The sequence below is a fragment of the Flavobacterium fructosi genome (assembly GCF_042787335.1).
Taxonomy (GTDB): Bacteria; Bacteroidota; Bacteroidia; order Flavobacteriales; family Flavobacteriaceae; genus Flavobacterium; species Flavobacterium fructosi.
On sequence record NZ_JBHZQA010000009.1, the window covers coordinates 35,501 to 59,721 of the forward strand.

The following is a 24,221-nucleotide window of genomic DNA, read 5'->3' on the forward strand; positions in this document are numbered from 1 at the left end:
TTCAAAATTTATTTGTTTAATAAACCCCAAAATAATTCCATTCTTTATCTTTAAATTACTTCGTTACGGATGAATTTGTTTTGGATTCCTCGGCTTTAATAATATCTAATTCCGTTTGCGCTTCAGAAACTACATCTGGAAAATCCGTGAAATTTTGAATCACATTCTCCAAAATATAAGTTGCCTGATAACTGTCTTTCAATCCATAAAAGTTTTTCGCCATCAATACCAATCCTTTGGCTCCAAAATATTTATAGCTGGAATAATTTTTTGCTAATTTTTGAACCGCTGTATTCGATGCTTCAAACTTCGCCTCTTTATTTTTAAAATAAGCATCGTAGTACAATGCTTCGGCAGCCAATTCTCCTTTGGCAATAGCCAATAATTTAGCATAAGCAGTTCGAGCTTTTGCCTCATCACCTGTTTGTAGTGCGGCACGCGCGATTATAATTTGAGCATCACTTTTTACATTATCATCCGTTTTTGGATTCATTAAAACTTTCTCCGCATAAATCACAGAATTCGAATAGTCTTTGATGTCATAATAACTTTTCATCAAATTCGACTGCGCAAATGTTCTATTTTGAGATAAATCAGCTTCGTTTTCTAATCGAGACAGAACTGGAATTGCTTTATTGTACTCTTTGTTTTTTAGAAAAATCTGAGCTAATCTTGACAAAGATTGATCTGTAAATTCACTTCGTGGCTGTGCGATAACAAACTCATAATTAGGAATTGATTTGTCTACTAAACTTTCTGCATAATACAGTTGAGCCAGATAATAATTTGCATTTAAAGCGTGAATTCCTCTTTGAAACTTAGCCACATAACCACTAAATCCTGCAATAGCCTGTTTTGTATTATTTTGTTGAAATTGTTTTTCGGCAGCTTCGTACGTATCGTTGTCAAGTTCTGCATCGGTAACCGCAACAAAATCTAAAGTTCGTACCCAGTTCGCATATTCATCGACTCTGCCTCCATCCACATAAATCAGTCTGGCTGTAGCAACGGCTTCTAATGCTTCTGGAGTCCTAGGAAAATCAGCCGCTACTTTTTTGAATTTAACCAACGCCTGCTCGTCTTTGTCAGAATTATAATATATTAATCCCTGACGTAAAATAGATCTTGAAGTAAAAGAACCTTTTTTAAATTCGCTATTTAATCGATCGTATGTTTTTATCGCGAGATCATTTTTATTCTCGGAAACATACGAATTTCCAAGTTCGAACATTGCATCATCTCTATAATCTGATTTTGGATACAATTGTAGAAAAGCATTTAGATCATCAATTTTTTTATCGTTTTTAGCGATAAATCCGTAAGAAATTGCTTTTTGGAAGTAAGCGTAATCTGCATCAACACTTTTCGATTCGACCACTTTAGTGTAAGCATCCATCGCCGCTCCGTATTTTGAAGTAACAAAACGACAATCCGCTAAACGCAAGTAGGAATCATTCAAACGTACTTTATTGTCTTTTGAGGTTGCTATTTGGCTTTGGAAATAATTCCCTGCCTGATCGTACTCTTTCAATTTGAAATAGGCGTAGGCAATATTATAATTAACGTTTTTAAACTCCGGTGTATCTTTGGCTGAAGCCAAACCCATAAACTGTTTAAAACTCATCAAAGCCTCTTTATAATCATTTAAAACATATTCCGTTTCTCCTTTCCAGAAAGTAGCTCGTGCGGTAAAAATGGCCTCTTTTTGTTCGTTTATTGATTTAGTAAACATTTTTGATGCTTCCTCATAATTTCCATCGGTATACAATTCTAAACCTCTGTAGAAAAGGACTTTTTGATACGCTAATTTATTTTCAGGTGATTTATTTCTTTCCAATAAAACTAAGGCTCCTTTATAGTTTTTAGAGGAAATATAAGAATCAATCAAAAGTTTTTCTATTTCTGAACGACTTGCATTATCCGGATATTTTTTCACGAAAGCTTGCAAAACGGAAGGAACACTTTGATACGAATTTCCTATTTCATAACTCAATTTTGCATAATTTAAACTAGCATCTTCTTGAATTGCTACATCAAAATTCATTTCGGAAGCGTTTTTGAAAGCATTCAAAGCCTGTTGCTTTTTATCCGTATTCAAATAACTTTCTCCCAAATGATAATACGCATTTTGAGCTACAAAATCTTTTCCTCCAATGATTTTATTAAATTGTGAAATGGCGTTTTCATAATCTTTTTGTTTGTAATACGCATATCCCAATTGATAAAAATCCGTATTGTTCCATCTTCCTTTTTTTCCTTTATAAGCGACCAAATAAGGAATGGCTTTGTCATATTGTTTTAAATTAAAATAGCTTTCGCCAATAATTTTATTCAATTCTGATTTCTCGGAAGGATTTGATTTAGCCATCGCTTTTCCGCCTAAATCAATTGCTTTCTCAAAATCTCCTAGTTTAAAGTTCATATCAGCCTGATAATACGAAAGCTTCTCTTTGTATTTTTCTTCGCCAGAAACTTCGTCAAAATATTTCGTAGCTTGCTTATAGTCATCACCTTCATAAGCCATAAAACCCAAGTAATACTTAGCCTGAGAACCATATTCAGCTGAGTTTACCACTTTATTGAAATAGGCAATAGCGTCCTTTTTCTTTTTGGCATTAAAAAAACTATACCCTTTTTGGAAATTAAATTTATCACGATCACTACTGCTCAATTGGCTTTCGTCCACTTTATCAAACCATTGTAGCGCCTGCGGATAATTCTCTTGGCCAAAATAATAATGAGCCACTTCAATAAACGCTTGGTTTTGTTTCGTGCTGGTAGGATAATCAGCGACAAATTGTTCCATCAATTCATCGGCATTGGGTTGATTAGTGCGAATAGCACAATTTGCAATATAATAGGCACAATCCGATTGTAATTCTTCGGTAGCAGCCGTTTCTTTTACTTTGTTAAAAATAATTTGAGCTGATGCGTATTGCTTATCATTAAATAAAGAGAGCGCTTTATTATAGTCTTTTAAATCATGTGTATAAATAGTTGATTGTTGCGCTGAACTGGCAGCAGATATAATAAAAAGAAGAAATAAGTAGAGCCAAGAAATTTTACGCATTGTATTTTTTTTTAATAATTCAAATGTATCATATTCTGTACTCTATAACGAATCGTTATTCGTTTTTATTATGAACATTTTTTTAAACAATTTAGATTTAGTGAGTCAAGAGGAGTCTCTGCTAGATAATGATTCCACCTTGTAGCACTTATTATTTCTGTAATTCTTCTTAATTGAATAAAATTTATTTTGAATACAACCGTTATCTTATTACTTTTACCCAATAAACAAAATCTCCTATGTCTCAACCTGTATTGTCTTTAAAAAATGTAACCATTTACCAAGAAGGAAAAACGATTTTATCTCAAGTAAACTTGGAGGTAAATCACGGAGAATTTTTGTATATAATTGGCAAAACAGGTTCCGGAAAAAGCACCTTAATGAAAACCTTATATGGAGATTTAGCATTAACAGAAGGCGAAGGACATATCGTAGATTTTGATTTAGCTACTTTAAAAGAAAATGACATTCCTTTTTTGAGAAGAAAGATTGGAATCGTTTTTCAAGATTTCAAATTACTACCAGATCGTACTGTAAAAGACAATATGTTATTTGTTCTTAAAGCAACCGGCTGGACTGACAATCAAGAAATGCAACGAAAAATTGACGAAGTACTGGATAAAGTTGGCATGATCGAATTTGGCAATAAAATGCCACATCAACTTTCTGGTGGTGAGCAGCAGCGCGTAGCCATTGCAAGAGCTTTGCTAAACGATCCTGAACTAATTCTTGCGGATGAACCAACAGGAAACCTTGATCCACAGACCAGTGCCGAAGTATTAGAAGTGTTAAAAAACATCAATGCCAACGGTAAAACTGTAATTATGGCTACTCACGATTATGCTTTGCTAATGAAATTCCCATCGAAAACATTAAAATGTGAAGACGAAAGAATATTTGAAGTAGTTCAGAGAACGGCATAATGCTTTCTATTCTTATTCCGATATACAATTACAACGCTTATTCCCTTGTTCTGGAATTACATAAGCAATGTACGGATTGCGGAATAAATTTTGAGATTATAAGTATTGATGATGCATCAACACAACAAAAATCAAAAAACAAGCCGATTCAATTTTTGACAAATTGTTTTTTTGTTGAATTATTCGAAAATATTGGAAGAAGCAAAATCCGAAATCTTTTGGCTTCAATGTCAAACTATGAGTGGCTGCTTTACGTAGATTGCGATACTTTTCCCAAAAATTCTGATTTCATTTCAAATTACATCAGTCAAATTAATTTATCTGATAAAAAAGTATTTTTTGGAGGAATCGTTTACACCAAAGATAAACCGGAGAATGACCGATTATTACGGTGGATATTTGGCCAAGAAAGAGAAGCTATACCCCTTTCTGAACGAAAAAGAAATCCATATAAAACTGCATTTGTTTCCAATATTTTAATAAAAAAAACAGTTTTTGATATATTCTCATTCGATGAAAAAATAACCAACTATGGTTACGAAGACTTCGCTTTTATTCAAACTTTAAAACTAGAAAATATTGATATTGAACATATCGAAAATCCTGTGTCTCATTTGAATTTAGAAACTTCATCGGTATTTTTATTAAAAACAAAAACGGCTCTTGAGACACTTTTATTTATTTCAAAAACAAATTCTAAAGTTGAAATCGAGAGTAAAATAATTAAGACACACAAAATACTGTGCGCTTTGAAATTTAATTTATTTATAGCAAAGTTGTTCCAAAAATTACAAGTAAGGCTCGAACATCATTTAACTTCAGAAAAACCATCTCTGTTAGTATTTGACTGTTACAAAATTGGCTATTTTTGTTATTTAAACCGTAAATAGATGCCTTTTTTTTCTGTAATAATTCCACTTTTCAATAAAGAAAAATTCATTGAAGCCACTTTAAAAAGTGTTCTTAATCAAACATTTATTGACTTTGAAATACTGATTATCAATGATGGCTCGACAGATAACAGTGCGACGATTATTGAAGGATTTGACGATCCCAGAATTAGTTATTTCTTAAAAGAAAATGCAGGAGTTTCATCAGCAAGAAATGATGGAATCGAAAAAGCACAGTCTAATTATATCAGCTTTATAGATGCGGATGATTATTGGTACCCGGATTTTTTAGAGGAAATGTTTAAAATCATTCAAAACTATCCCCAGCAAAAAGTGTTTTCGGCAGCTATCGAAATTGAAACATCAAAAAAAGTTATTCCTGCGAGCTATTCGATTATAAGAACGAACGATTGTGAAATTGTAAATTACTTTACTGCCAGTACTAAGGAAACTGTTATTTGCACTTCCTGTGCCGTTTTTCATAAAAGCATTTTCGAAGAAATAGGAAATTTTGACCTTACAGTAAAAAGCGGTCAAGATACTGATATGTGGATTCGAATCGGGATAAATCACCCTGTTGTATTTTCTTGGAAAATCTTGGCACGATATATTTATGATAAAAATAGCCTTTCAAAAAACAAAAATTATCTAAACAAAAAAATTAATTTTTCGAAATTTGAACAACAAGAAAAAACGAATCGAAGACTAAAAAAATTCCTTGATTTGAATCGGTTTTCATTGGCAATAAAATCAAAATTAATTGCTGATGATGAAAATTTCAATTGTTATTATAAAGCGATTGATTTGAAAAACATAACATTCAAAAAACGATTTCTACTGGCCATGCCTTCGCTTATATTAAAAGCATTAATCCATTTGAAATTAATTTTAGCCAATAGCGGCGTGGGTTCGTCAGTCTTTAAATAATTTGAAATCTTGATAATCTCTGATGTAATCCCCTTCATCAAACTCATCCGACGCCAATACCAAACAAACGGAACCAGAAGAAAAATTTTCTAATTCTCTCCAAATTCCCAATGGAATCAAAAGGCCAATGTTAGGTTTGTTTAACGTTACTTTTCTTGTTGCCTTACCATCGTTCAAAATAACATCAAAACTTCCGCTTAAAGCAACCAACAGTTCTTGTTGTACTTTGTGTGCATGTCCTCCCCTTTCGCTGCCACTTGGAACATCATATAAATAGTATACTCTTTTGGATACGAATGGTATTGTATCTCTTTCTATAACAGAAAGATTCCCCCTTGAATCACAAATTTTTGGGATTTCAATTAATCTAACATCAGTAATAACTGTCATAGTTTTAAAATAAAATGGATTCCCACTGTTTTGAAATGGTTTCTAAAGATAAATGTTCTACACTTTTAGACGCATTTTTTTTACAAAAATCATACAAATTAGTATTATCTACCAGTTTTTTCATTGCTGATGCCAAAACAGGTGAATTATTATTTTCTATCAATAAACCATTGAAGCCATCCCTTATCAGCTCTTTAGGACCAGAATCGCAATCTACGGAAATGACAGGAGTTCCTAAAGCTAATGATTCAACTATAGACAAAGGAAATCCTTCATGGCGACTTGTCAGAATCGTAAACTTGGCTTGTTGAACGTATTGAAATGGATTTTTATTAAACGGATAAATGCTAACAAAGTCTTTTAATTGTAACCGTTCAATGTTTTCCTCGATAATCGCTAAATCAGATCCCTCTCCCATTAAAAGCAATTTATACCCTTGAAGGTAAATTTTTGAAAGATAAAATGCTTCCAACATTAAACTAAAATTTTTTACTTTTTCGTCAAACCTTCCAAAATACATGATATATTCTCCGGAAATTGGCGTTTCCTTTTCTATTTCAATTTTAGAAAAATCATATGGATTGTGAATCGTTATGGTGTTCTTCAGATCAAATTTTTGTTTTATTATTTCTTCGATAGCATGAGAAACGCTTATAACTTTATTTGCATTTTGATACAACCATTTAGAAAAAAAAACAGATTTTGGAAAATATGTAACGGTATTAAAACTGTGAACCACGTACCATTTCTTTCTTTTGCCATAAATCCATTTAGCAATTATTTCTCTGGGCAAATTGTTTCTGGGCCTGTTATCAATAATACCATTTATTCCATTTTTTTTTAAATAGTGATTCAGTAGAAATCCTTTATTAATTTTTTTAAAAAATGGAAAAGAGTCCGCACTTTCAATCCCTAAGTTCATTAATTTACCGGCATATTCATAATCAACAACATCGTTTATAATTATGTTGTGTACTTCTATATTTAATTTTTCCAACATAAAACTTAACAAGGAAGCAAATCGCTCTGCTCCGCCACTTCCTAAAGAGGTAGAAATTATGGCTACTTTGTTTTTGTTTTGTGTCATTATGATCTAAAAGTAAATATATTTGTCAAATATACACATAAATGAAAGTTTTACTTGTTGGTGAATTCAGCCGATTACACAACTCTCTAAAAGAAGGTTTGCAGGAATTAGGTCATGAAGTTTATATTTTGGGACATCAGGATGGTTTTAAAAATTACCCGGTGGATTTTCCTATTCAAAAAAAATGGGACAGCGGATTTTTGAAAAAAATAAAAGTAACTGTACATACCATTTTTGGGTTTGATATAAGTTCTTATTGCACTTATATTCAGTTCAATAAAAACAAATCCAAATTTACTGGCTTTGATGTCATACAACTCATCAATGAAAATAGTTTTTATTGCCAATATTATTACGAAAAAAAAATTCTGGATTTCCTTTTTCAAAACAACTCAAAGACTTACTTATTATCTTCCGGTTATGACTATCTGAATGTAAAATATTGTTTTGAAAATCCAAATTACAAATCAGGTATTCAAGGGTATTTAGCAGGGAAAATTAATCCGAAAAGTTTCGAAAATGTATTGAAATTTAGAACTGCATCCTTTAAAAAATTACATCAATTTATATATTCTAATATTCAAGGAATTATAGCGTCAGACATTGATTATCATATTCCGCTGTTACAAAATTCAAAATATTTAGGATTAATTCCAAATCCAGTAAACACCATTAAAATTGACTTTCAGCCTTTGAGAATTTCGGATACGATTATTATTTTTCATGGAATTAATGAAGCTAATTATTACAAGAAAGGAAATGATTATTTTGAAAAAGCATTGTCTATTATTGAAAAAAAATATGACAATACCGTTCAAATAATTACAACTCGTAACATTCCTTATTCGACCTACATTGATTTATATAATTCTGCTCATGTTGTATTAGACCAAACCTATGCAAATGACCAAGGATATAATGCACTGGAAGCAATGGCAAAAGGGAAAGTAGTTTTTACGGGAGCTGAAAAGGAGTTTACAGCACACTATAATGTAACGGAAAGAGTCTGCATAAATGCTTTACCTGATATCGATTATTTAGTCCATGAATTGTCATTTTTGATAGAAAATCCTAACGAAATAATCGCAATTGGTAAACGAGCCAGAGCCTTTATTGAGAAAGAACATAACTATATATTGATTGCTAATAAATATTTGGAGGTTTGGAATTCCAAAACTACTTCTTATTAATTTCTCTTGGTTGCAGAATATCTAATTATTTTGTTTTTGTCCAATTGCTATAAAAGATCAAAACAAACTTTTTCTAAAATAAACGCAAAGCACCACCAAATAAACAAAATTATCAAAAGCTTGTGCCATTACTATTCCTTGAATTCCAAATTCATTAATAAAATAAAGGCTTGAAAAATACAACACGGTAAGCGAAAATAACTCTGAAATTATGAAGGCTAAAGTTAGCTTTTTTGCAAAAAATTGATATCCTAAAATCAAGGAAGCCACTTTTAGAACATCCCCTGTCAGTTGCCAAAAGAACAAAGTGGTTACGGGAAGAAACGCATTGGTAAAAAGTAAATTGACAATGAAAAAGCGCAAAATATAGACTATTACAAGCCCAACAATAAAAACAGGCAAAATCATTTTATAAAAACTCCAAAACACTTTTTTAGTCTCCAGATTATTCTGTGCAACAGCCAATTTCGGCAAAAAATAAACACTCACAATTGTGGTGACAAATAACATGTAATAAGTCGAAATTCGGGTGATAGTTTCCCAAAAACCAGCTTGCTCTAAGCCAACAATCTCAATTGCATTTTTTCTAATGACCAAAAAAACCAAAGGTCCTAAAACGGATGACACGAAAGCCATCAAAGAGTACGATGATAAATTTTTTATAATTTGAAAATCATATTGATGCAACCGAATCGTTTTGAAAAAATTAATTTCTTTGTTTATAAAATAGAACATTACAAAAAACATCAAAGCAGGTGAAATCACTAAAGAAAGTAAAGCTCCTAATGTTTCATACTGTAAAATCATACCGATTGACACCAATAACCCAACTGCATTTCCTGTTATATTAATCCAAATTACTCTTTTGAATTGCCCCAGACCGTTAATTACGGCGAGCATAAAAACAGAAATAGCATACCAAGGTAAAGCCAATGCTAACACTTTAAAAATAATTATGTAATCAAAATTATTTCCGAAAATCGCGTTGTTCCAAAACGTGGCAAAAAAAAACAAAACGCCACTTAAAACAGTGACAATAGCTAACAAACTTATAAAAACTGTTGCAATTATCTTAGTAAGCTGATTTTCATTTTTTTCGTTTTCGGCAGTATATTTTATAATTCCGTTTTGAAATCCTAAAGTCGAAATACTTTCTAATGAAGTCAAAAAATTTCTAAGATTCCCCACTAATGCCATACCGCCTGGACCTACAAATACCGCTAATAATTTTGACGTGATTAATCCAATTCCAATTTTAAAAATCACACTCAAACTGTTCAAAGATGAAATCTTAAACAGCTGTGTTTGGGTTATCTTTTTAATACATTCCAACTTAATACTTGTTTAAAACAGCTACAATATAGCTGACCTCATCCATCGTCAAAACGGGGCTTATGGGTAGACTCAACACTTCATCATGAATTTTCTGGGTAATTGGAAAAGACAAATGATTCCATAGTAACAGCGCCTTTTGATTGTGCGGAGGAACTGGATAATGCGTGAAGGTTTGAATACCACTTTGTTGCAAATATTCTTGTAAATCAAGTCTGTTTTGTGTTCGAATGACAAACAAATGAAAAACATGATTATTTGATAAATCCCAAAATGGAAGCGTTATTTTTTCGTTTTTTATTTCAGATAAATAACGTCTGGCAATTATTCTGCGTTTTTCATTTTCAGCATCTAAATTAGGTAATTTCACATTCAGGAAAGCGGCCTGTAATTCGTCTAATCGAGAATTTATGCCAATATGCTCATTTTGATATTTCGTTTTTGAACCATAATTCCGCAGGGATTCAATCACTTTCGCTAATTCAGGATCATTTGTAGTAACTGCACCCGCATCGCCTATAGCTCCCAAATTTTTTCCAGGATAAAAACTATATGCCTGGGTTTTAACATTTATATTCTGCATGTCCAAATTTTCGACTCTCGACTCTCGACTTTCGACTGCTGAAATTGCGCCATGAGCCTGAGCTGCATCTTCGATAACCAGCAAACCATTCGCAACTGCAATTTCATTTATCTTATCCATTTCCCCTAATTGGCCATAAAGATGAACTACTAAAATCGCTTTTGTTTTTGAAGTAATTTTTTCCGAAATTAAATCCGGATTGATGTTGTAGGTTTCCAACTTTGGTTCGACCAAAACAGGAATTAAGTCAGCTTGTAAAACAGCCAGAATACTGGCAATATAAGTATTTGCTGGAACAATAATTTCATCGCCTTTTTGTATTTTTCCAAGTTGAATATACCCTTTAAAAATCAAAACTAATGCATCAAAACCATTTCCAGTCCCAATGCAGTGTTGTGCCCCGCAATACTTGGCAAATTTAGTTTGAAATTCTTTGACTTCATTTCCTAAAATATACCAACCGTTGTCTAAAACAGTTTTCAATTTCTCGTTAAAAGCGGATTCATACGGCTCGTTTATTTTTTTTAAATCAAGAAATGGTATCATTTAGTAAGTATGTTTTTTGATTTAGTTAAAAATGAATTTAGTTTAACATAATTAGTAGTTTCCACCTCATAAAAGTCGTGAATTATTGTACTGGCACCGAAACTCTCTTTCCAATACGATAATCCATCGTTGAGTTTTTTTCCTTGTGCTTCATTCGAAATTCCAAAATCAAAAAATCGTTTATTGGCAAAAGCTTTTGTAATCAAAAAGTGATACAAAAAATCTAAACTTCCAAGATTATCCTCTTTCTCATATTTAGAAATGTATTGGCAATGAGCGACTATCTCGCTTTCAAAAACAGTCGTTCCCGCAACAATTTTGTCATTATAATATACATTAAACTGGCGAATATTTTTAGGAAAAAGGCTTTTTAAAAGATTCATTTCTGCAATGGAATGAACCGGTTTTGCGCTATGTCTTTCGTCTAAATTCGGAATTAAAACTTCGTTCCAAAAAGATTCAAAATCAGTTTCTTCTTTAATAACTAATCCGCATGCTTTTCCTTTTTGAATGCCTCTATTTCTACTTTTTGAAAAATCATATTTTTGTGATAAATCAATTACTGACAAACTATCTCTTCGCACTAATTTGGCTTCTGCCAAAAACAAAGCATATTGAATTTCTTCAGCAGGCTTATTGTGATAAATTGATGGAATTGTTTTTAGATGCAGTTTTTCTATCTTAATATCTTTTAAAAACAACAAAACAGCCCTAAAAGTAGTAATTATAGTCGCCAATTTTGAACGATCATTATATACTAATCCTCCGTAAGTCAATCCCTGATGGGAAAAAAGTTCATTCCCAACTTTATTCGCTGGTAAAATTGCAATTAACTTTTCATTATCAAAAACCATCAAAGAATAATCCTCGAATCGATCCTTATGGTATTCCATGAAATCACGGTGAAACAAGAAAGTAGCATTTTTGGCTTGACCTACAAAGACATTCCAAGTTTCATAATCGCTTTCCTGATATTTTTTGACGGAGAAATTTTTCACTATTTGATTTTAGACTTCGTGAAAGTAATCATTTTTTATTTATGTTCTAAAGTGGGTAAATACCATTTAAATTTCACGGCCATTAAACGAACTGAGATTATAACCAACGAGGTTGTCAGGTATAAAACATCGTTGTCTAAATCTAATTTTCGAAGCAGAAAAAAGACGATTCCACCCAAAATACAAATCGTGGCATAAATCTCTCTTCTAAAAATAACAGGAATCTCCGTACACAAAATATCTCGGATTACACCGCCAAAACAAGCTGTCATGGTTCCTAATGCTATACATATAACAGGATGAAGACCAACACTTATGCCTTTTTCAAGACCTATTAATGTAAAAACACCCAATCCAATCGTGTCAAATAAAAATAAGGAAGTTCGTAATTTGTATAATTTTTTTCTAAAAAGTATGGCCAAAAAAAATCCAATCGCAATTACATAAACATAATTCAAATCCCGCATCCACCCCACCGGCGTTCTGCCAATCATGATGTCACGCAAAGTTCCTCCACCCACAGCGGTTACAAAAGCAATGATAAAAACCCCAAAAGGATCCAGCTTTTTATTCATGGCAGTCAATGCGCCAGACATGGCAAATGCCATCGTACCGATGATATCTAATAGGTGAAACATTTAAAATATAGGATTTTGGATTTTTACAAATTTAAGGAAAATACTCCTTAAAAACCGCATTTCTGATAGGTAAACTATTCCATCATAGAATTTAAAAAAAGGTGGTAACTTAGCACCATAATAACTTAGCATCATTTCCATTGAAACAAATCACTTCGATACAAAATCCATACATCAAATCTTTAGTATTATTGCAGGAAAAAGCAAAGGCACGCAAACAATCCGGAACATTTTTAATAGAAGGAAAACGGGAAATTTCGATCGCCATAAAGGGAGGTTATGAAATAGAAACGCTACTGTTTTTGCCTGAAATTTGTTCCGAAACCGAAGCCCGAAAATTATCGTCCAATACCGAGTTAATTGAGATTAACAAAGATGTTTTTCAAAAATTAGCCTATCGGGATACTACCGAAGGTATTTTGGCTGTAGCCAAAACCAAATCGTTGCAATTATCCGATTTAAAACTATCAGAGAACCCTTTGATTCTTGTTGCTGAAGCTCCCGAAAAACCGGGAAATATAGGTGCTTTATTACGCACCGCAGATGCAGCCAATTTAGATGCCGTGATTATTGCCAACCCAAAAAGCGATTTATACAATCCAAATATTGTTCGTTCCAGCGTGGGTTGTTTGTTCACCAACCAAATCGCTACCGGAGCAACTTCGGAAATTATTGCTTTTTTGAAAGAAAGAAAAATCAATTTTTATTGTGCAACTTTACAAAATTCAACCTCATACCATACGCAAGATTACACTACGCCAACCGCTCTGGTCGTGGGTACGGAAGCAACAGGCTTGACTTCAGCATGGCGAAAAGAAGCAACGCAAAATATTATAATTCCAATGCAAGGCGAAATCGATTCTATGAATGTTTCAGTTGCAGCAGCAATTTTGATTTTTGAAGCCAAAAGACAAAGAGGATTGTAGATTTTTGATTACAGATTTAAAAAACAAAAAAATATTAAATATTTTCAATTTTCGACTGATTTTGTCATTTCTTCAGCCGGTTAGAACGAAATTTCATCTTGAAAAAACAAAGTTTATTAAATAAAAAACTATGAAAAATAAATTATTCGTTGCGATAGCATTAATTTCAACTACTCTTTCTTTCTCCCAAATCAGTTCATCCCAAGTTGATGAATTAGTGAATCGTACCTTAACCGCCTTCAATGTTCCGGGAATTGCAGTTGCTATTGTAAAAGATGGAAAAATAATTCACGCGCAAGGATATGGCGTAAAATCAATTCAGACAAAAGAAAAAGTCGATGCGAATACCCTTTTTGGAATCGCATCCAACAGCAAAGCTTTTACCAGTGCTGCCTTAGCAATGCTTGTTGATGAAGGAAAAGTAAAATGGGACGATAAAGTAATCAGCTACCTTCCAAATTTCAAAATGTATAATGATTATGTAACCCAAGAATTCACCATTCGGGATTTATTGACGCATAGAAGCGGACTCGGTCTTGGAGCAGGGGATTTAATGATTTGGCCCGACGGAAGTAATTTTACAGCACAAGATATTGTGCAAAATTTGCAATATTTGAAACCGGTTTCAGCCTTTAGAACCAAATACGATTATGATAACTTATTGTATATTGTTGCCGGCGAAGTTGTTGCTAAAGTAAGTGGCCAAAAGTGGTGTGATTTCATAGAAGAACGCATCATGAAACCATTAGAAATGAATCAAAGTGCGGCCTCCTTTTTACGATTAAAAGACACCACAAATATTATAGCTCCTCACGTTCCTATTGACGGAAAGCTTAAGGTAATCAAGCGTTACCAAAATCAACTATTTGATGCGGCCGCCGGAATTTATTCCAGTATTAATGATTTAAGCAAATGGACCATCATGCAAATGAATAGCGGAAAATACGGCACTGAAAACAAGCAATTATTCTCTGAGAGCGAACACAATCAAATGTGGCAAATGCAAACTATAATTCCTGTAACTACCAGAGCACCTTACAATACCCATTTTAGCGGTTATGGTTTAGGCTGGTTTTTGAGTGATGTAAAAGGATATAAACAAGTAACACATACTGGCGGATTAGAAGGAATTGTTACTCAAGTGACCTTGATACCAGAGTTACAATTAGGCATAATCGTATTGACAAACCAGCAATCCGGAGCAGCGTTTAATGCTATTACCAATACAATAAAAGATAGTTATTTGGGAATTAAGTCTGAGGATTATGTAACTATTTACAGTAATAAATTAAAAGCAAATGAAGAGACTGCTGATAAAGTTACCGATGAAGTTTGGGCTGCTGTTGCAAAAAATAAAATTGATAAAATCAAAATAGATTTCAATACGCTCAAGGGAACTTTCAAGGACAATTGGTTTGGCGAAATCATCATTTCAGAAAAGAAAGGCAAATTATATTTTGCATCAAAACGTTCCCCTCAACTAACCGGAGAAGTTTTTTTCTATAAAAAAGACAATTATGTGGTGAAGTGGAACAATGCCTATTTTCATGCTGATGCCCATTTGTTTTTTGAATTTGATCCAACTGGCAAAGCAGTTGGTATAAAAATGAAACCAATCTCCGAGTTGACCGATTTTAGTTATGATTTTCAGGATTTGGATTTCAAAAGAGCAGAAAATAATATCCCTAAAAATACTATTTCCGGTAATTAAACCTAAAATCAAAAAACAAATAATCCTTGTATATCTCCTAACTTATATTTATTTTTAGAAATTGAACCCATGCCGTTATGATAGAAATAGATTTAGAAAAAGAAAATAAAGCGATTGCTCAAGAATATAAAGAGTTACTTCGGATTAGTTATCAAACCTTAAGTGATGAAGATAAAAAACTGATCCGTAAGGCTTTTGATGTTTCAGTAGATGCCCATAAAGACCAACGAAGAAAATCTGGCGAAGCGTATATCTTTCATCCTATTGCTGTTGCAAAAATTGTAGCATCAGAAATTGGGTTGGGAGCTACCTCTATTGCGGCCGCATTGTTACACGATGTTGTCGAGGATACACTAATGACAGTGCAAGATATTGAACGTTTGTTTAATCCAAAAATCGCACAACTTGTTGAAGGTTTGACTAAAATATCCTTAGTTCAGAGAGATTTGAATGCGTCATTACAAGCCGAGAATTTCCGCAAAATGATATTGACCCTTAATGATGACGTACGCGTAATTCTTATAAAATTAGCGGATCGTTTGCACAATATGCAAACAATGGATTCGATGCAAGAAGACAAACAGACCAAAATTGCATCAGAAACTTTATACATTTATGCACCTCTTGCCCATCGATTGGGTTTATACAATATTAAAACTAAATTAGAAGATTTAGGCTTAAAATATACCGAACCAGCAATTTACAACGAAATTGTAAGTAAAATAAAAGAAACCAAGGAAGAACAGGATGAGTACATCAAAGACATCTCTACAGTCCTTAAAGAATCGTTGGATGCTGAAAAAATTGACTATGTAATTAAAGGACGTCCGAAATCCATCTACTCGATTCGTAGAAAGATGAAAGCCCAAAACGTAAGCTTTGATGAAGTTTATGATAAATTTGCCCTTCGTATCGTTTACAAATCAAGTAATCTGAATGATGAAAAATTTCTGGCCTGGAAAATATACTCAATCGTAACAGACCATTACAGACCTAGCCCGAGTCGTTTACGCGATTGGATTTCATCGCCAAAATCTACGGGATATGAAGCCTTACACATCACGGTAATGGGTCCTAAAGGCCGCTGGGTTGAAGTTCAGGTTCGCAGCGAACGCATGGATGAAATTGCCGAAAAAGGATATGCTGCACATTACAAATATAAAAATGGTGCGACGGAAGAAAGCGGTCTGGATGTATGGCTTAATTTACTAAAAGAAGCCTTAGAAAATTCGGAGACTAACGCAGTGGATTTTGTAGAAGATTTCAAAATGAATTTGTATTCAAAGGAAATATTCGTCTTTACTCCAAAAGGAGAAATTAAATCATTGCCAAAGGGCGCTACTTCGCTTGATTTTGCTTTCAGTATCCACTCGGAAATAGGAATTCGCACCCGAGGGACGCGTGTAAATGGTAAATTAGTTCCTTTGAACTTCGAATTAAAAAGCGGTGATCAAATTGAAGTTATTACTTCGCAACATCAAAAACCAACAATCAACTGGTTAGATTATGTAACTACTTCAAGAGCTAAAACCAAAATAAAAAACGTTCTAAACGAAAATACGAAGAAAATTGGCGAAGAAGGAAAAGAACTGCTGACTCGAAAATTAAAACATCTAAAAATAACTTTAAACGAATCAGTTGTCAATGAATTAGTTAATTTTTTTAAATTAAAAACAAGTTTAGATTTATTTTATCGTGTAGGAATTGGCGCTATAGAAAACCAACAGCTAAAAGACTATGCTGCGCAAAAAAGCAACACGTTTATAAATTTTTTTAAAAATAAAATAAAACGTTCTGCAAGTAGCACAGCTGATGAAGATATTCATAAGCCTGTTATAAGCAGCAATTATGATTTGCTTGTTTTTGGTAAGGAACATGACAAATTGGACTATAAATTATCGCCTTGTTGCAATCCTATTCCGGGCGATGATGTTTTTGGTTTTGTAACGATAAATGAAGGAATTAAAATACACAAAAAAGATTGTCCAAATGCTATCGGGATGCAGTCTAATTATGCTTATCGAATTATGACTGCCAAATGGATTGACTCTTCGCAGGAAGAATTCAAAGCAATAATAAACATTACCGGAATGGATATACTGGGGCTAACAAACCAATTAACGAAAGTGATTTCAAATAATATGCATGTAAATATCCAGAGCATTTCTTTGAGTACTGATGCAGGAATCTTTCATGGTCAAGTGACTGTTATCGTTCAAAATAATACCATTTTAAAAAAGATGATTAGCAACATCAAGAAAATTGACGGTATCGATAAAGTAACCCGAGTTTACAAAACATAAGAAAGTTTACGGTTTCAGTTTTATAGTTTACCGTTGTATTATAGCTATAACAACCTAAAATATAACGAAAAATCAAATCAGTCCATTTTAAACTATTTGATTTTTTAAACTTTAAACTTTAAACTTTAAAAAATAAAAAATTATCTTTGCCAGCATATGACACTCATTTCCACAGATAATACTAAAAACCAAGAAATTGTAAAAAATGTATTTACAATGTATCTTGAAAAAAAAGGACATCGCAAAACTCCCGAACGTTACGCTATCCTTCAGGAAATTTACGATAGCGAAGAACATTTTGATGTAGAGAATCTATATATTAAAATGAAAAATAAAAACTATCGTGTCAGCAGGGCTACGCTTTACAATACAATCGAATTGTTATTAGATTGTGCTTTAGTGCGTAAACACCAATTTGGACAAAATCAGGCACATTACGAAAAATCGTATTTTGATAAACAACACGATCATATTATTATGACCGATACCGGAGAAGTTATTGAATTTTGTGATCCAAGAATTCAAAGTATTAAGAAAACAATCGAAGAAATATTCGATATTGAGATCACCAATCATTCCTTATATCTATATGGAATAAAAAGACAAAAAGACAATTTAGACAGCTAATTAGATGTCTTTGATATAAAAATTAACTACAAATAACATACAGAATGACGGTAGATTTATTACTAGGATTACAATGGGGAGATGAAGGAAAAGGAAAAATTGTTGATGTTCTTACTTCAAATTACGATATTATTGCTCGTTTTCAAGGCGGACCTAACGCAGGACACACTTTGGAATTTGACGGAATAAAACATGTTCTAAGAACTATTCCTTCTGGTATCTTTCATAAAACTGCCATAAACATTATTGGAAATGGAGTTGTAATAGATCCTGTAGTTTTTCAAAAAGAAATTGAAGGTCTTGAAAAATTTAATTTAGACATAAAAAGTAAATTAATCATTTCAAGAAAAGCGCATCTAATTTTACCTACACACCGCTTGTTAGATGCAGCTTCGGAAGCGTCTAAAGGAAAAGCAAAAATTGGTTCTACATTAAAAGGAATTGGTCCAACTTATATGGATAAAACCGGAAGAAACGGAATTCGTGTAGGAGATATTGAATTAGAAGATTTTAAAGAACGTTACAGAGCTTTGGCTGACAAGCATGAAGCTATGATTAAATTCTACGATGTTGCTATTCAATACAATTTAGAAGAATTAGAAAAAGAATTTTTTGAAGCTATTGAAGAAATAAAAAAACTAGACTTTATTGATAGTGAAGAATATTTAAACCAGGCTCAAAAAGCTGGTAAATCAATATTATGTGAAGGAGCCCAAGGTTCATTACTAGATGTTGATTTTGGAACTTATCCATTTGTAACTTCATCAAACACCACAGCTGCAGGTGCTTGTACTGGCTTAGGAATTGCTCCTAATAAAATAAAAGAAGTTTACGGTATTTTCAAAGCATATGTGACACGCGTAGGAAGTGGTCCATTCCCAACAGAACTTTTTGACGAAGATGGTGCAACTATGGCACGTGTAGGAAACGAATTTGGTTCTGTTACAGGAAGACAAAGACGTTGTGGATGGTTAGATTTAGTGGCACTTAAATATGCCGTTCAAATAAATGGTGTTACACAATTAATGATGATGAAAGGTGATGTACTTTCTGGATTTGAAACTTTAAAAGTATGTACGGAATACAATTATAAAGGAGTAAATATTTCTCATTTCCCATACAACATCGAGCCAGAAAATGTAACTCCGGTTTACCAAGATTTCAAAGGATGGAAAGCTGATTTGACTGGTATGACAACTTATGATGAATTACCAATTGAATTGAAAGAGTATATTGAATTCATTGAAAAAGAAGTTGAAGTTCCGATCAAAATAGTTTCTGTAGGACCAGACAGAAAGCAAACTATTCTTAAATAAGATTTTTAAACGCTCTGAAAATTCAGAGCGTTTTTTTTAGTTTATAAATTAAAAAAAAACGCATGAACAACCCAAAAATAAAAATCCAAAAAACCGAATTACTTTCTGATAACTGGTATATTTTAAACAAAGTAACTTTTGATTATCAAAAAAAAGATGATTCGTGGATTACCCAAAAAAGAGAAGTTTATGACAGAGGCAACGGCGCGGCCATTTTACTATACAACACCAAGCAAAAAACCGTTATTCTAACACGTCAATTTCGTTTACCAACTTATCTCAACGGAAATAAATCAGGAATGATGATTGAGGTTTGCGCAGGACTTTTGGACGAAGACCATCCAGAGCAATGCGTTATTCGAGAAACCGAAGAAGAAACTGGCTACCGCCTTACAAAAGTCGCTAAAATCATGGAAACGTATATGTCTCCTGGTGCCGTAACCGAAATTTTATATTTATTTGTTGGAGAATACGATGAATCAATGAAAGTTAGTGATGGTGGAGGAGTTGCACATGAAGAAGAGAATATCGATGTCATGGAAATGAACTATGACGAGGCCTATGCTATGATTGAATCCGGAGAAATAATAGATGCCAAGACAATTATGTTGCTGCAGTACGCGAAAATAAAAAATCTCGTTTAATAAATGAACAATCAAACTAAAGGAGCATTATTTGCTTTACTAGCCACTTTACTTTGGTCCGTGAATATGGTAATCGCTAGCGGTATTAAAGGTCACATTCCTCCTGTTGGATTGGCTTTTTGCCGCTGGACAATCGCTTGCATCGTTTTGGCTCCATTTGCCATTAAAAATTCAATTGAGAATTGGAGGATTATCAAAAAGAACATTCGGTATCTTATGCTTACCGCATTGTTGGGCGTCACTATTTTTAATACTCTGATTTACTTTGCAGGAAAAACAACAAGTGCTGTCAATTTATCATTAATTGCCATTTCAATTCCGTTGTTCATTGTTGTCCTCTCCAGAATCATTTTTAAAGAAAAAGTTTCAAATATAAAGATAGTGGGAATTGCAATTATAATCACAGGCGTTTTTGTTCTCATTACCAAAGGTTCTCTGCAAGCCTTGTTTCATATCAACTTTACAATTGGAGATTTATTGATGCTAGTGGCCTGTTTCTTTTTTGCCTACTACACTATATTAGTACGACAAAAGCCAAATGAACTAAACCCAAAAGTATTTTTATTTAGTATTTTTGTTATTGGCACCATTTTCCTATTCCCTTTTTATATTTGGGAGCATTTGTTTTATAAAAAAGTGATTTTCGATGCTAAAACAGTATTAACGACTAGCTATGTTGGGATATTTGCTTCGCTAGTTTCTTATTATTTGTGGAATGAAGCAATCCGGTTGATAGGCACTTCAAAAACAGCATTAATTTATTATTTAATTCCAGTGTTCAGTGGAATTTTGGCCTATTTTTTTCTGGGTCAAGCCATAGTAATTACTCAGATTATAAGTATGGGAATCATCATTACCGGTTTATTGATAACCAATAGGACGTAACGAGTTTTAAGCTATAATAGAAATAAAAAAGGTGCAATGAAGATTTTTTCATTGCATCTTTTTTATACCAAAATAATTATTCTACAAAATGACTATTTGTTAGGTTGTGGTGTCATTCTTAAATAAGGTTTCACTCTCTCGTACCCTTTTGGAAATTTAGCTGCAATATCTTCGTCTTTTATCGCTGTCGAAATTACCACTCGCTCTCCATCTATCCAGTTTGCCGGTGTTGCTACGCTATAATTCGCGGTCAATTGCAAGCTATCAATAACACGTAGCAATTCATCAAAATTTCGGCCGGTTGATGCTGGGTAAGTTAACATTAATTTTATTTTTTTGTCAGGCCCTATTATAAAAACAGAACGCACTGTAAAACTTTCATTCGCATTGGGATGAATCATATCATACAATTCTGCTATATGCTTATCCTCGTCTGCAATAATAGGAAAATTGACTACTGTATTCTGCGTTTCATTGATGTCTTTAATCCACTCCATGTGAGAATCTAATCCGTCAACACTTAACGCAATAACTTTTACATTTCTTTTTTCAAATTCAGGATAATAGTTTGCCACTGTCCCTAATTCAGTGGTACAAACTGGAGTAAAATCTGCGGGATGCGAGAATAAAATACCCCAAGAATCGCCCAGCCAATCGTGAAATTTTATTTTTCCTTGCGTTGTTTCTGCTTCAAAATCTGGAGCAATATCGCCTAATCGTAATGATGCCATAATAATTTCTTTTTTATTGATTATTCACAATCTAAGTTATTGAATTACGAGTGATAAAAATCAAAAAAAATCTTAAAGTTGTATTAAAAAATTAACAATAGGTAGCTGATGATTGTTCTAAGTTCCAAAAACAACTTAGAACAAAATCCCTACCTTGATAGCCATAAAAAAGCTACTATAAAAAAACATCATTTCTTTTTTATATTGGGCAAGAAATAAGTAAAAATGCCAATCAGTGGTAGAAAAGAACTTAATTTATAGACATATTCAATACTCGTTTGATCCGCAACGTAACCCAAAATTGCCGACCCTAAACCGCCCATACCAAAAGCAAAACCAAAAAACAATCCCGAAATCATTCCCACTTTTCCAGGCATTAATTCTTGTGCAAAAACCAAAATTGCTGAAAATGCCGAAGCAATAATTATTCCTATAATAACCGATAATGCTCCGGTCCAAAATAGATTAGCATAAGGCAATAGCAGCGTAAATGGTGCTGCGCCAAGTATGGAAATCCAAATGATATATTTCCTTCCAAAACGGTCTCCTAAAGGGCCTCCGATTAGTGTTCCCGCTGCTACGGAAGCCAGGAAAATAAACAAATGAAATTGAGATTCCTGTATGGTCAATCCAAATTTATGCATCAAATAAAAAGTGAAATAGCTGGACATACTGGCCATATAGAAAAATTTCGAAAATATTAACAGCAATAAAACTGCGATTGATAAATTAATTTTTCTTTTGGACAATGGGACCACAACATCTTCAGCAACTATTTTTTTTGAAGCTCTTAAATTCAGATGATTTTGATACCACAGCGCAATTCGGGACAAAATAATAATTCCTAAAATACCCACTGTCACAAACCATATTATATTCGATTGTCCAAAAGGAGCTACAACTAATGCGACTAACAAAGGACCAATAGCGCTGCCTGAATTCCCTCCCAATTGAAAAATAGATTGCGCCAAACCACGCTTTCCGCCTGACCCTAAATATGCAACACGAGACGCTTCCGGATGAAATATGGATGATCCAATTCCTACAAATGCAACGGAAACCAATAACATCCAGAAAGAAGTCGAAATCGATAAAAATCCCAATCCCGTAATGGTAAATAACATCGCGATTACTAAAGAATAGGGCTTTGGATATTTATCAGTATAAAGTCCAATAAAAGGTTGCAAAATAGAAGCTGTCAGTTGAAAAACGAATGTTATCAATCCGATTTGAGTGAAACTAAGATTAAAATTTTCTTTTAGTATGGGATAAGTCGAAGGAATAACGGATTGCATCAAATCATTTAACAAATGGGCAAAAGCAATAGAAAACAATATAGAGTAAACTGTTTTTTGGACTAAAGGCGCTTGGATTGTTTTTGTTGCAGCCACTGAGGAAATATTCATATTCTAATTAAAATAATATTAACAATAAATCGTAAAAAATTGATTTGGACAAATTAAATAAACTGTACCACAAAATACCAAAATACCAACGTGATAAACGATAATGGTATTCCAAAACCAATCATCATGCTACTTAATCTGGGTTTTAAACCATGAGAGGATGCTAAAATACTAGCTGTTATCATAGGAGCCATTGCAGACTCCATGATGGCAACCTGAATTGTTTTTGAATGCTGCTGCAAAATTACGACATACAGTAAATATATGAGACCTGGAGTCAATATTAATTTATACAAAAGTCCCAACCCCAAAAATTTCCAATGCTGGCTTCTCTTATCAAACCGCAATTGCAATCCTACGGAAAGCATTGCCAAAGGGGTCATCAAACTACCTACTTTTTGCAAACCAAACTGAATATAATGGTGGAAATCAAAATCGAAGATATTCATTAAACAAGCCACTAAAAAAGTAATAAATGGGGGAAAAAAAATAATTTTCTTTGCAATATGAAGACCGTTTGGACTTCCTGTAGAATATAATGTCGCAATCAGAATTCCTAAAGTAGAGAGCACTACAAAAGAGCCAGGCTGATCTACTAAAATTGCCGTTTTCAAACCTTCTTCTCCATACAAAGCTTGAATTATGGGAAATCCTAAAAACGAAGTATTTCCCAAACCGGCAGTTATAATCAAACATCCCGTTAGTTTTTTAGACCAACCCAGTTTGTTCCCCAAAAAACTAAAAAAAAAGTAGGAAACAATAAACCCAATCCATGCAACACTTATAGGAAATAACAATTCACTGCTCCATTCTATTTTAGGTATGTAATATAAAGCTAAAGCAGGAAGGCAAATATAAATCACAATGTTGTTAATGACCTTATGACTATTGGATGGTACCCATTTTACCTTTTTCAATACGATTCCAAGCAATAAAAAAACGAAAATTATAATGAAATTGTACATAGTATTTAATTGACCACAAAAATACTATTAAAATTGCTTTAAGAAAAAAGAACATTGTATTTAAAATTTCAATAAAAAAATAACACAGATTTGTAAAATACCTTTATTTTTATAAAGCTTTTACACTCTGGTT

General features: G+C 33.0%; 21 protein-coding genes. 11 read left to right on the plus strand and 10 right to left on the minus strand.

What is annotated here, in order from left to right:
- Positions 1 to 55: 55 nt before the first annotated feature.
- Positions 56 to 3,070, minus strand: a complete 3,015-nt coding sequence (locus ACFX5D_RS12945; RefSeq protein WP_379858612.1) for a tetratricopeptide repeat protein — start codon at positions 3,068 to 3,070, stop codon at positions 56 to 58.
- A gap of 239 nt (positions 3,071 to 3,309) precedes the next feature.
- Here ACFX5D_RS12945 and ACFX5D_RS12950 point away from each other — a divergent pair, with 239 nt between their 5' ends.
- The 3 genes from ACFX5D_RS12950 to ACFX5D_RS12960 are packed head-to-tail and all read left to right on the plus strand — an operon-like array spanning position 3,310 to position 5,810.
- Positions 3,310 to 3,993 carry a cell division ATP-binding protein FtsE gene (locus ACFX5D_RS12950; RefSeq protein ID WP_379858613.1) on the plus strand — a complete coding sequence of 228 codons (684 nt, stop codon included), beginning with the start codon at positions 3,310 to 3,312 and terminating at the stop codon, positions 3,991 to 3,993.
- Positions 3,993 to 4,883, plus strand: coding sequence for a glycosyltransferase family 2 protein (locus ACFX5D_RS12955; protein WP_379858614.1), 891 nt, complete (start codon positions 3,993 to 3,995; stop codon positions 4,881 to 4,883). Before ACFX5D_RS12950 ends, ACFX5D_RS12955 begins: the two co-directional genes overlap by 1 nt.
- A complete protein-coding gene (locus ACFX5D_RS12960) occupies positions 4,884 to 5,810 on the plus strand; it encodes a glycosyltransferase family 2 protein (RefSeq protein ID WP_379858616.1) in 927 nt (308 codons plus the stop codon).
- Here the strand turns inward: ACFX5D_RS12960 and ACFX5D_RS12965 are convergent.
- Entirely contained in the window at positions 5,796 to 6,200 is a 405-nt protein-coding gene (locus ACFX5D_RS12965) for a sugar 3,4-ketoisomerase (RefSeq protein WP_379858617.1), read from the minus strand. The genes ACFX5D_RS12960 and ACFX5D_RS12965 overlap by 15 nt on opposite strands.
- Before the next feature lie 4 nt (positions 6,201 to 6,204).
- On the minus strand, positions 6,205 to 7,287 hold the full coding sequence (locus ACFX5D_RS12970; protein WP_379858618.1) for a glycosyltransferase: 1,083 nt from the start codon (positions 7,285 to 7,287) through the stop codon (positions 6,205 to 6,207).
- Between the two features lie 41 nt (positions 7,288 to 7,328).
- On the opposite strand from ACFX5D_RS12970, the gene ACFX5D_RS12975 reads away from it, so the two are divergent.
- Entirely contained in the window at positions 7,329 to 8,477 is a 1,149-nt protein-coding gene (locus ACFX5D_RS12975) for a glycosyltransferase family protein (protein ID WP_379858619.1), read from the plus strand.
- Between the two features lie 57 nt (positions 8,478 to 8,534).
- Here the strand turns inward: ACFX5D_RS12975 and ACFX5D_RS12980 are convergent, their stop codons facing one another.
- From ACFX5D_RS12980 to ACFX5D_RS12995, 4 genes are read right to left on the minus strand one after another with little or no spacing between them, the layout of a single operon-like run.
- The gene (locus ACFX5D_RS12980; protein WP_379858620.1) at positions 8,535 to 9,809 is read right to left on the minus strand and encodes an O-antigen translocase; all 1,275 of its coding nucleotides are present in this window, start codon (positions 9,807 to 9,809) and stop codon (positions 8,535 to 8,537) included.
- Position 9,810: 1 nt separating this feature from the next.
- Positions 9,811 to 10,938, minus strand: a complete 1,128-nt coding sequence (locus ACFX5D_RS12985) for a DegT/DnrJ/EryC1/StrS family aminotransferase (protein ID WP_379858621.1) — start codon at positions 10,936 to 10,938, stop codon at positions 9,811 to 9,813.
- On the minus strand, positions 10,935 to 11,936 hold the full coding sequence (locus tag ACFX5D_RS12990) for a GNAT family N-acetyltransferase (RefSeq protein WP_379858622.1): 1,002 nt from the start codon (positions 11,934 to 11,936) through the stop codon (positions 10,935 to 10,937). Before ACFX5D_RS12990 ends, ACFX5D_RS12985 begins: the two co-directional genes overlap by 4 nt.
- Positions 11,937 to 11,971: 35 nt before the next feature.
- Complete coding sequence (locus ACFX5D_RS12995; protein ID WP_379858623.1) at positions 11,972 to 12,574, minus strand: trimeric intracellular cation channel family protein; 603 nt, start codon at positions 12,572 to 12,574, stop codon at positions 11,972 to 11,974.
- 140 nt (positions 12,575 to 12,714) lie between these two features.
- Between ACFX5D_RS12995 and ACFX5D_RS13000 the strand changes: the two genes are divergently transcribed.
- The 7 genes from ACFX5D_RS13000 (at position 12,715) to ACFX5D_RS13030 (ending at position 20,986) form a co-directional block, all read left to right on the plus strand.
- The gene (locus tag ACFX5D_RS13000; protein WP_379858624.1) at positions 12,715 to 13,500 is read left to right on the plus strand and encodes a TrmH family RNA methyltransferase; all 786 of its coding nucleotides are present in this window, start codon (positions 12,715 to 12,717) and stop codon (positions 13,498 to 13,500) included.
- Between the two features lie 130 nt (positions 13,501 to 13,630).
- Positions 13,631 to 15,211, plus strand: a complete 1,581-nt coding sequence (locus ACFX5D_RS13005; RefSeq protein WP_379858625.1) for a serine hydrolase — start codon at positions 13,631 to 13,633, stop codon at positions 15,209 to 15,211.
- Between the two features lie 77 nt (positions 15,212 to 15,288).
- Positions 15,289 to 17,514, plus strand: a complete 2,226-nt coding sequence (locus ACFX5D_RS13010; RefSeq protein WP_379858626.1) for a RelA/SpoT family protein — start codon at positions 15,289 to 15,291, stop codon at positions 17,512 to 17,514.
- 156 nt (positions 17,515 to 17,670) lie between these two features.
- Positions 17,671 to 18,141 carry a Fur family transcriptional regulator gene (locus ACFX5D_RS13015; RefSeq protein WP_073210514.1) on the plus strand — a complete coding sequence of 157 codons (471 nt, stop codon included), beginning with the start codon at positions 17,671 to 17,673 and terminating at the stop codon, positions 18,139 to 18,141.
- Between the two features lie 44 nt (positions 18,142 to 18,185).
- Positions 18,186 to 19,457 carry an adenylosuccinate synthase gene (locus ACFX5D_RS13020; RefSeq protein WP_379858627.1) on the plus strand — a complete coding sequence of 424 codons (1,272 nt, stop codon included), beginning with the start codon at positions 18,186 to 18,188 and terminating at the stop codon, positions 19,455 to 19,457.
- A 62-nt stretch (positions 19,458 to 19,519) separates the two neighbouring features.
- Complete coding sequence (gene nudK / locus ACFX5D_RS13025) at positions 19,520 to 20,101, plus strand: GDP-mannose pyrophosphatase NudK (protein WP_379858628.1); 582 nt, start codon at positions 19,520 to 19,522, stop codon at positions 20,099 to 20,101.
- Positions 20,102 to 20,104: 3 nt separating this feature from the next.
- Positions 20,105 to 20,986: a DMT family transporter gene (locus ACFX5D_RS13030; protein ID WP_379858629.1), complete on the plus strand. Its 882-nt coding sequence runs from the start codon at positions 20,105 to 20,107 to the stop codon at positions 20,984 to 20,986.
- Positions 20,987 to 21,078: 92 nt separating this feature from the next.
- Here ACFX5D_RS13030 and ACFX5D_RS13035 read toward each other — a convergent pair whose 3' ends face one another.
- The 3 genes from ACFX5D_RS13035 to ACFX5D_RS13045 form a co-directional block, all read right to left on the minus strand.
- The gene (locus tag ACFX5D_RS13035; protein WP_379858630.1) at positions 21,079 to 21,717 is read right to left on the minus strand and encodes a peroxiredoxin; all 639 of its coding nucleotides are present in this window, start codon (positions 21,715 to 21,717) and stop codon (positions 21,079 to 21,081) included.
- A gap of 188 nt (positions 21,718 to 21,905) precedes the next feature.
- On the minus strand, positions 21,906 to 23,123 hold the full coding sequence (locus ACFX5D_RS13040) for an MFS transporter (protein WP_379858631.1): 1,218 nt from the start codon (positions 23,121 to 23,123) through the stop codon (positions 21,906 to 21,908).
- A 53-nt stretch (positions 23,124 to 23,176) separates the two neighbouring features.
- Positions 23,177 to 24,088 (minus strand): AEC family transporter, encoded by a 912-nt coding sequence (locus ACFX5D_RS13045; protein ID WP_379858632.1) that lies wholly within the window; start codon positions 24,086 to 24,088, stop codon positions 23,177 to 23,179.
- Positions 24,089 to 24,221 lie beyond the last annotated feature (133 nt).

Excerpts from the sequence above, each read along its gene's own strand:
- ACFX5D_RS12945 (WP_379858612.1), bottom strand. The coding sequence starts at position 3,070 with ATGCGTAAAATTTCTTGGCTCTACTTATTTCTTCTTTTTATTATATCT.
- ACFX5D_RS12950 (WP_379858613.1), top strand. The coding sequence starts at position 3,310 with ATGTCTCAACCTGTATTGTCTTTAAAAAATGTAACCATTTACCAAGAA.
- ACFX5D_RS12955 (WP_379858614.1), top strand. The coding sequence starts at position 3,993 with ATGCTTTCTATTCTTATTCCGATATACAATTACAACGCTTATTCCCTT.
- ACFX5D_RS12960 (WP_379858616.1), top strand. The coding sequence starts at position 4,884 with ATGCCTTTTTTTTCTGTAATAATTCCACTTTTCAATAAAGAAAAATTC.
- ACFX5D_RS12965 (WP_379858617.1), bottom strand. The coding sequence starts at position 6,200 with ATGACAGTTATTACTGATGTTAGATTAATTGAAATCCCAAAAATTTGT.
- ACFX5D_RS12970 (WP_379858618.1), bottom strand. The coding sequence starts at position 7,287 with ATGACACAAAACAAAAACAAAGTAGCCATAATTTCTACCTCTTTAGGA.
- ACFX5D_RS12975 (WP_379858619.1), top strand. The coding sequence starts at position 7,329 with ATGAAAGTTTTACTTGTTGGTGAATTCAGCCGATTACACAACTCTCTA.
- ACFX5D_RS12985 (WP_379858621.1), bottom strand. The coding sequence starts at position 10,938 with ATGATACCATTTCTTGATTTAAAAAAAATAAACGAGCCGTATGAATCC.
- ACFX5D_RS12995 (WP_379858623.1), bottom strand. The coding sequence starts at position 12,574 with ATGTTTCACCTATTAGATATCATCGGTACGATGGCATTTGCCATGTCT.
- ACFX5D_RS13005 (WP_379858625.1), top strand. The coding sequence starts at position 13,631 with ATGAAAAATAAATTATTCGTTGCGATAGCATTAATTTCAACTACTCTT.
- ACFX5D_RS13010 (WP_379858626.1), top strand. The coding sequence starts at position 15,289 with ATGATAGAAATAGATTTAGAAAAAGAAAATAAAGCGATTGCTCAAGAA.
- ACFX5D_RS13015 (WP_073210514.1), top strand. The coding sequence starts at position 17,671 with ATGACACTCATTTCCACAGATAATACTAAAAACCAAGAAATTGTAAAA.
- ACFX5D_RS13020 (WP_379858627.1), top strand. The coding sequence starts at position 18,186 with ATGACGGTAGATTTATTACTAGGATTACAATGGGGAGATGAAGGAAAA.
- nudK (WP_379858628.1), top strand. The coding sequence starts at position 19,520 with ATGAACAACCCAAAAATAAAAATCCAAAAAACCGAATTACTTTCTGAT.
- ACFX5D_RS13030 (WP_379858629.1), top strand. The coding sequence starts at position 20,105 with ATGAACAATCAAACTAAAGGAGCATTATTTGCTTTACTAGCCACTTTA.
- ACFX5D_RS13035 (WP_379858630.1), bottom strand. The coding sequence starts at position 21,717 with ATGGCATCATTACGATTAGGCGATATTGCTCCAGATTTTGAAGCAGAA.
- ACFX5D_RS13040 (WP_379858631.1), bottom strand. The coding sequence starts at position 23,123 with ATGAATATTTCCTCAGTGGCTGCAACAAAAACAATCCAAGCGCCTTTA.
- ACFX5D_RS13045 (WP_379858632.1), bottom strand. The coding sequence starts at position 24,088 with ATGTACAATTTCATTATAATTTTCGTTTTTTTATTGCTTGGAATCGTA.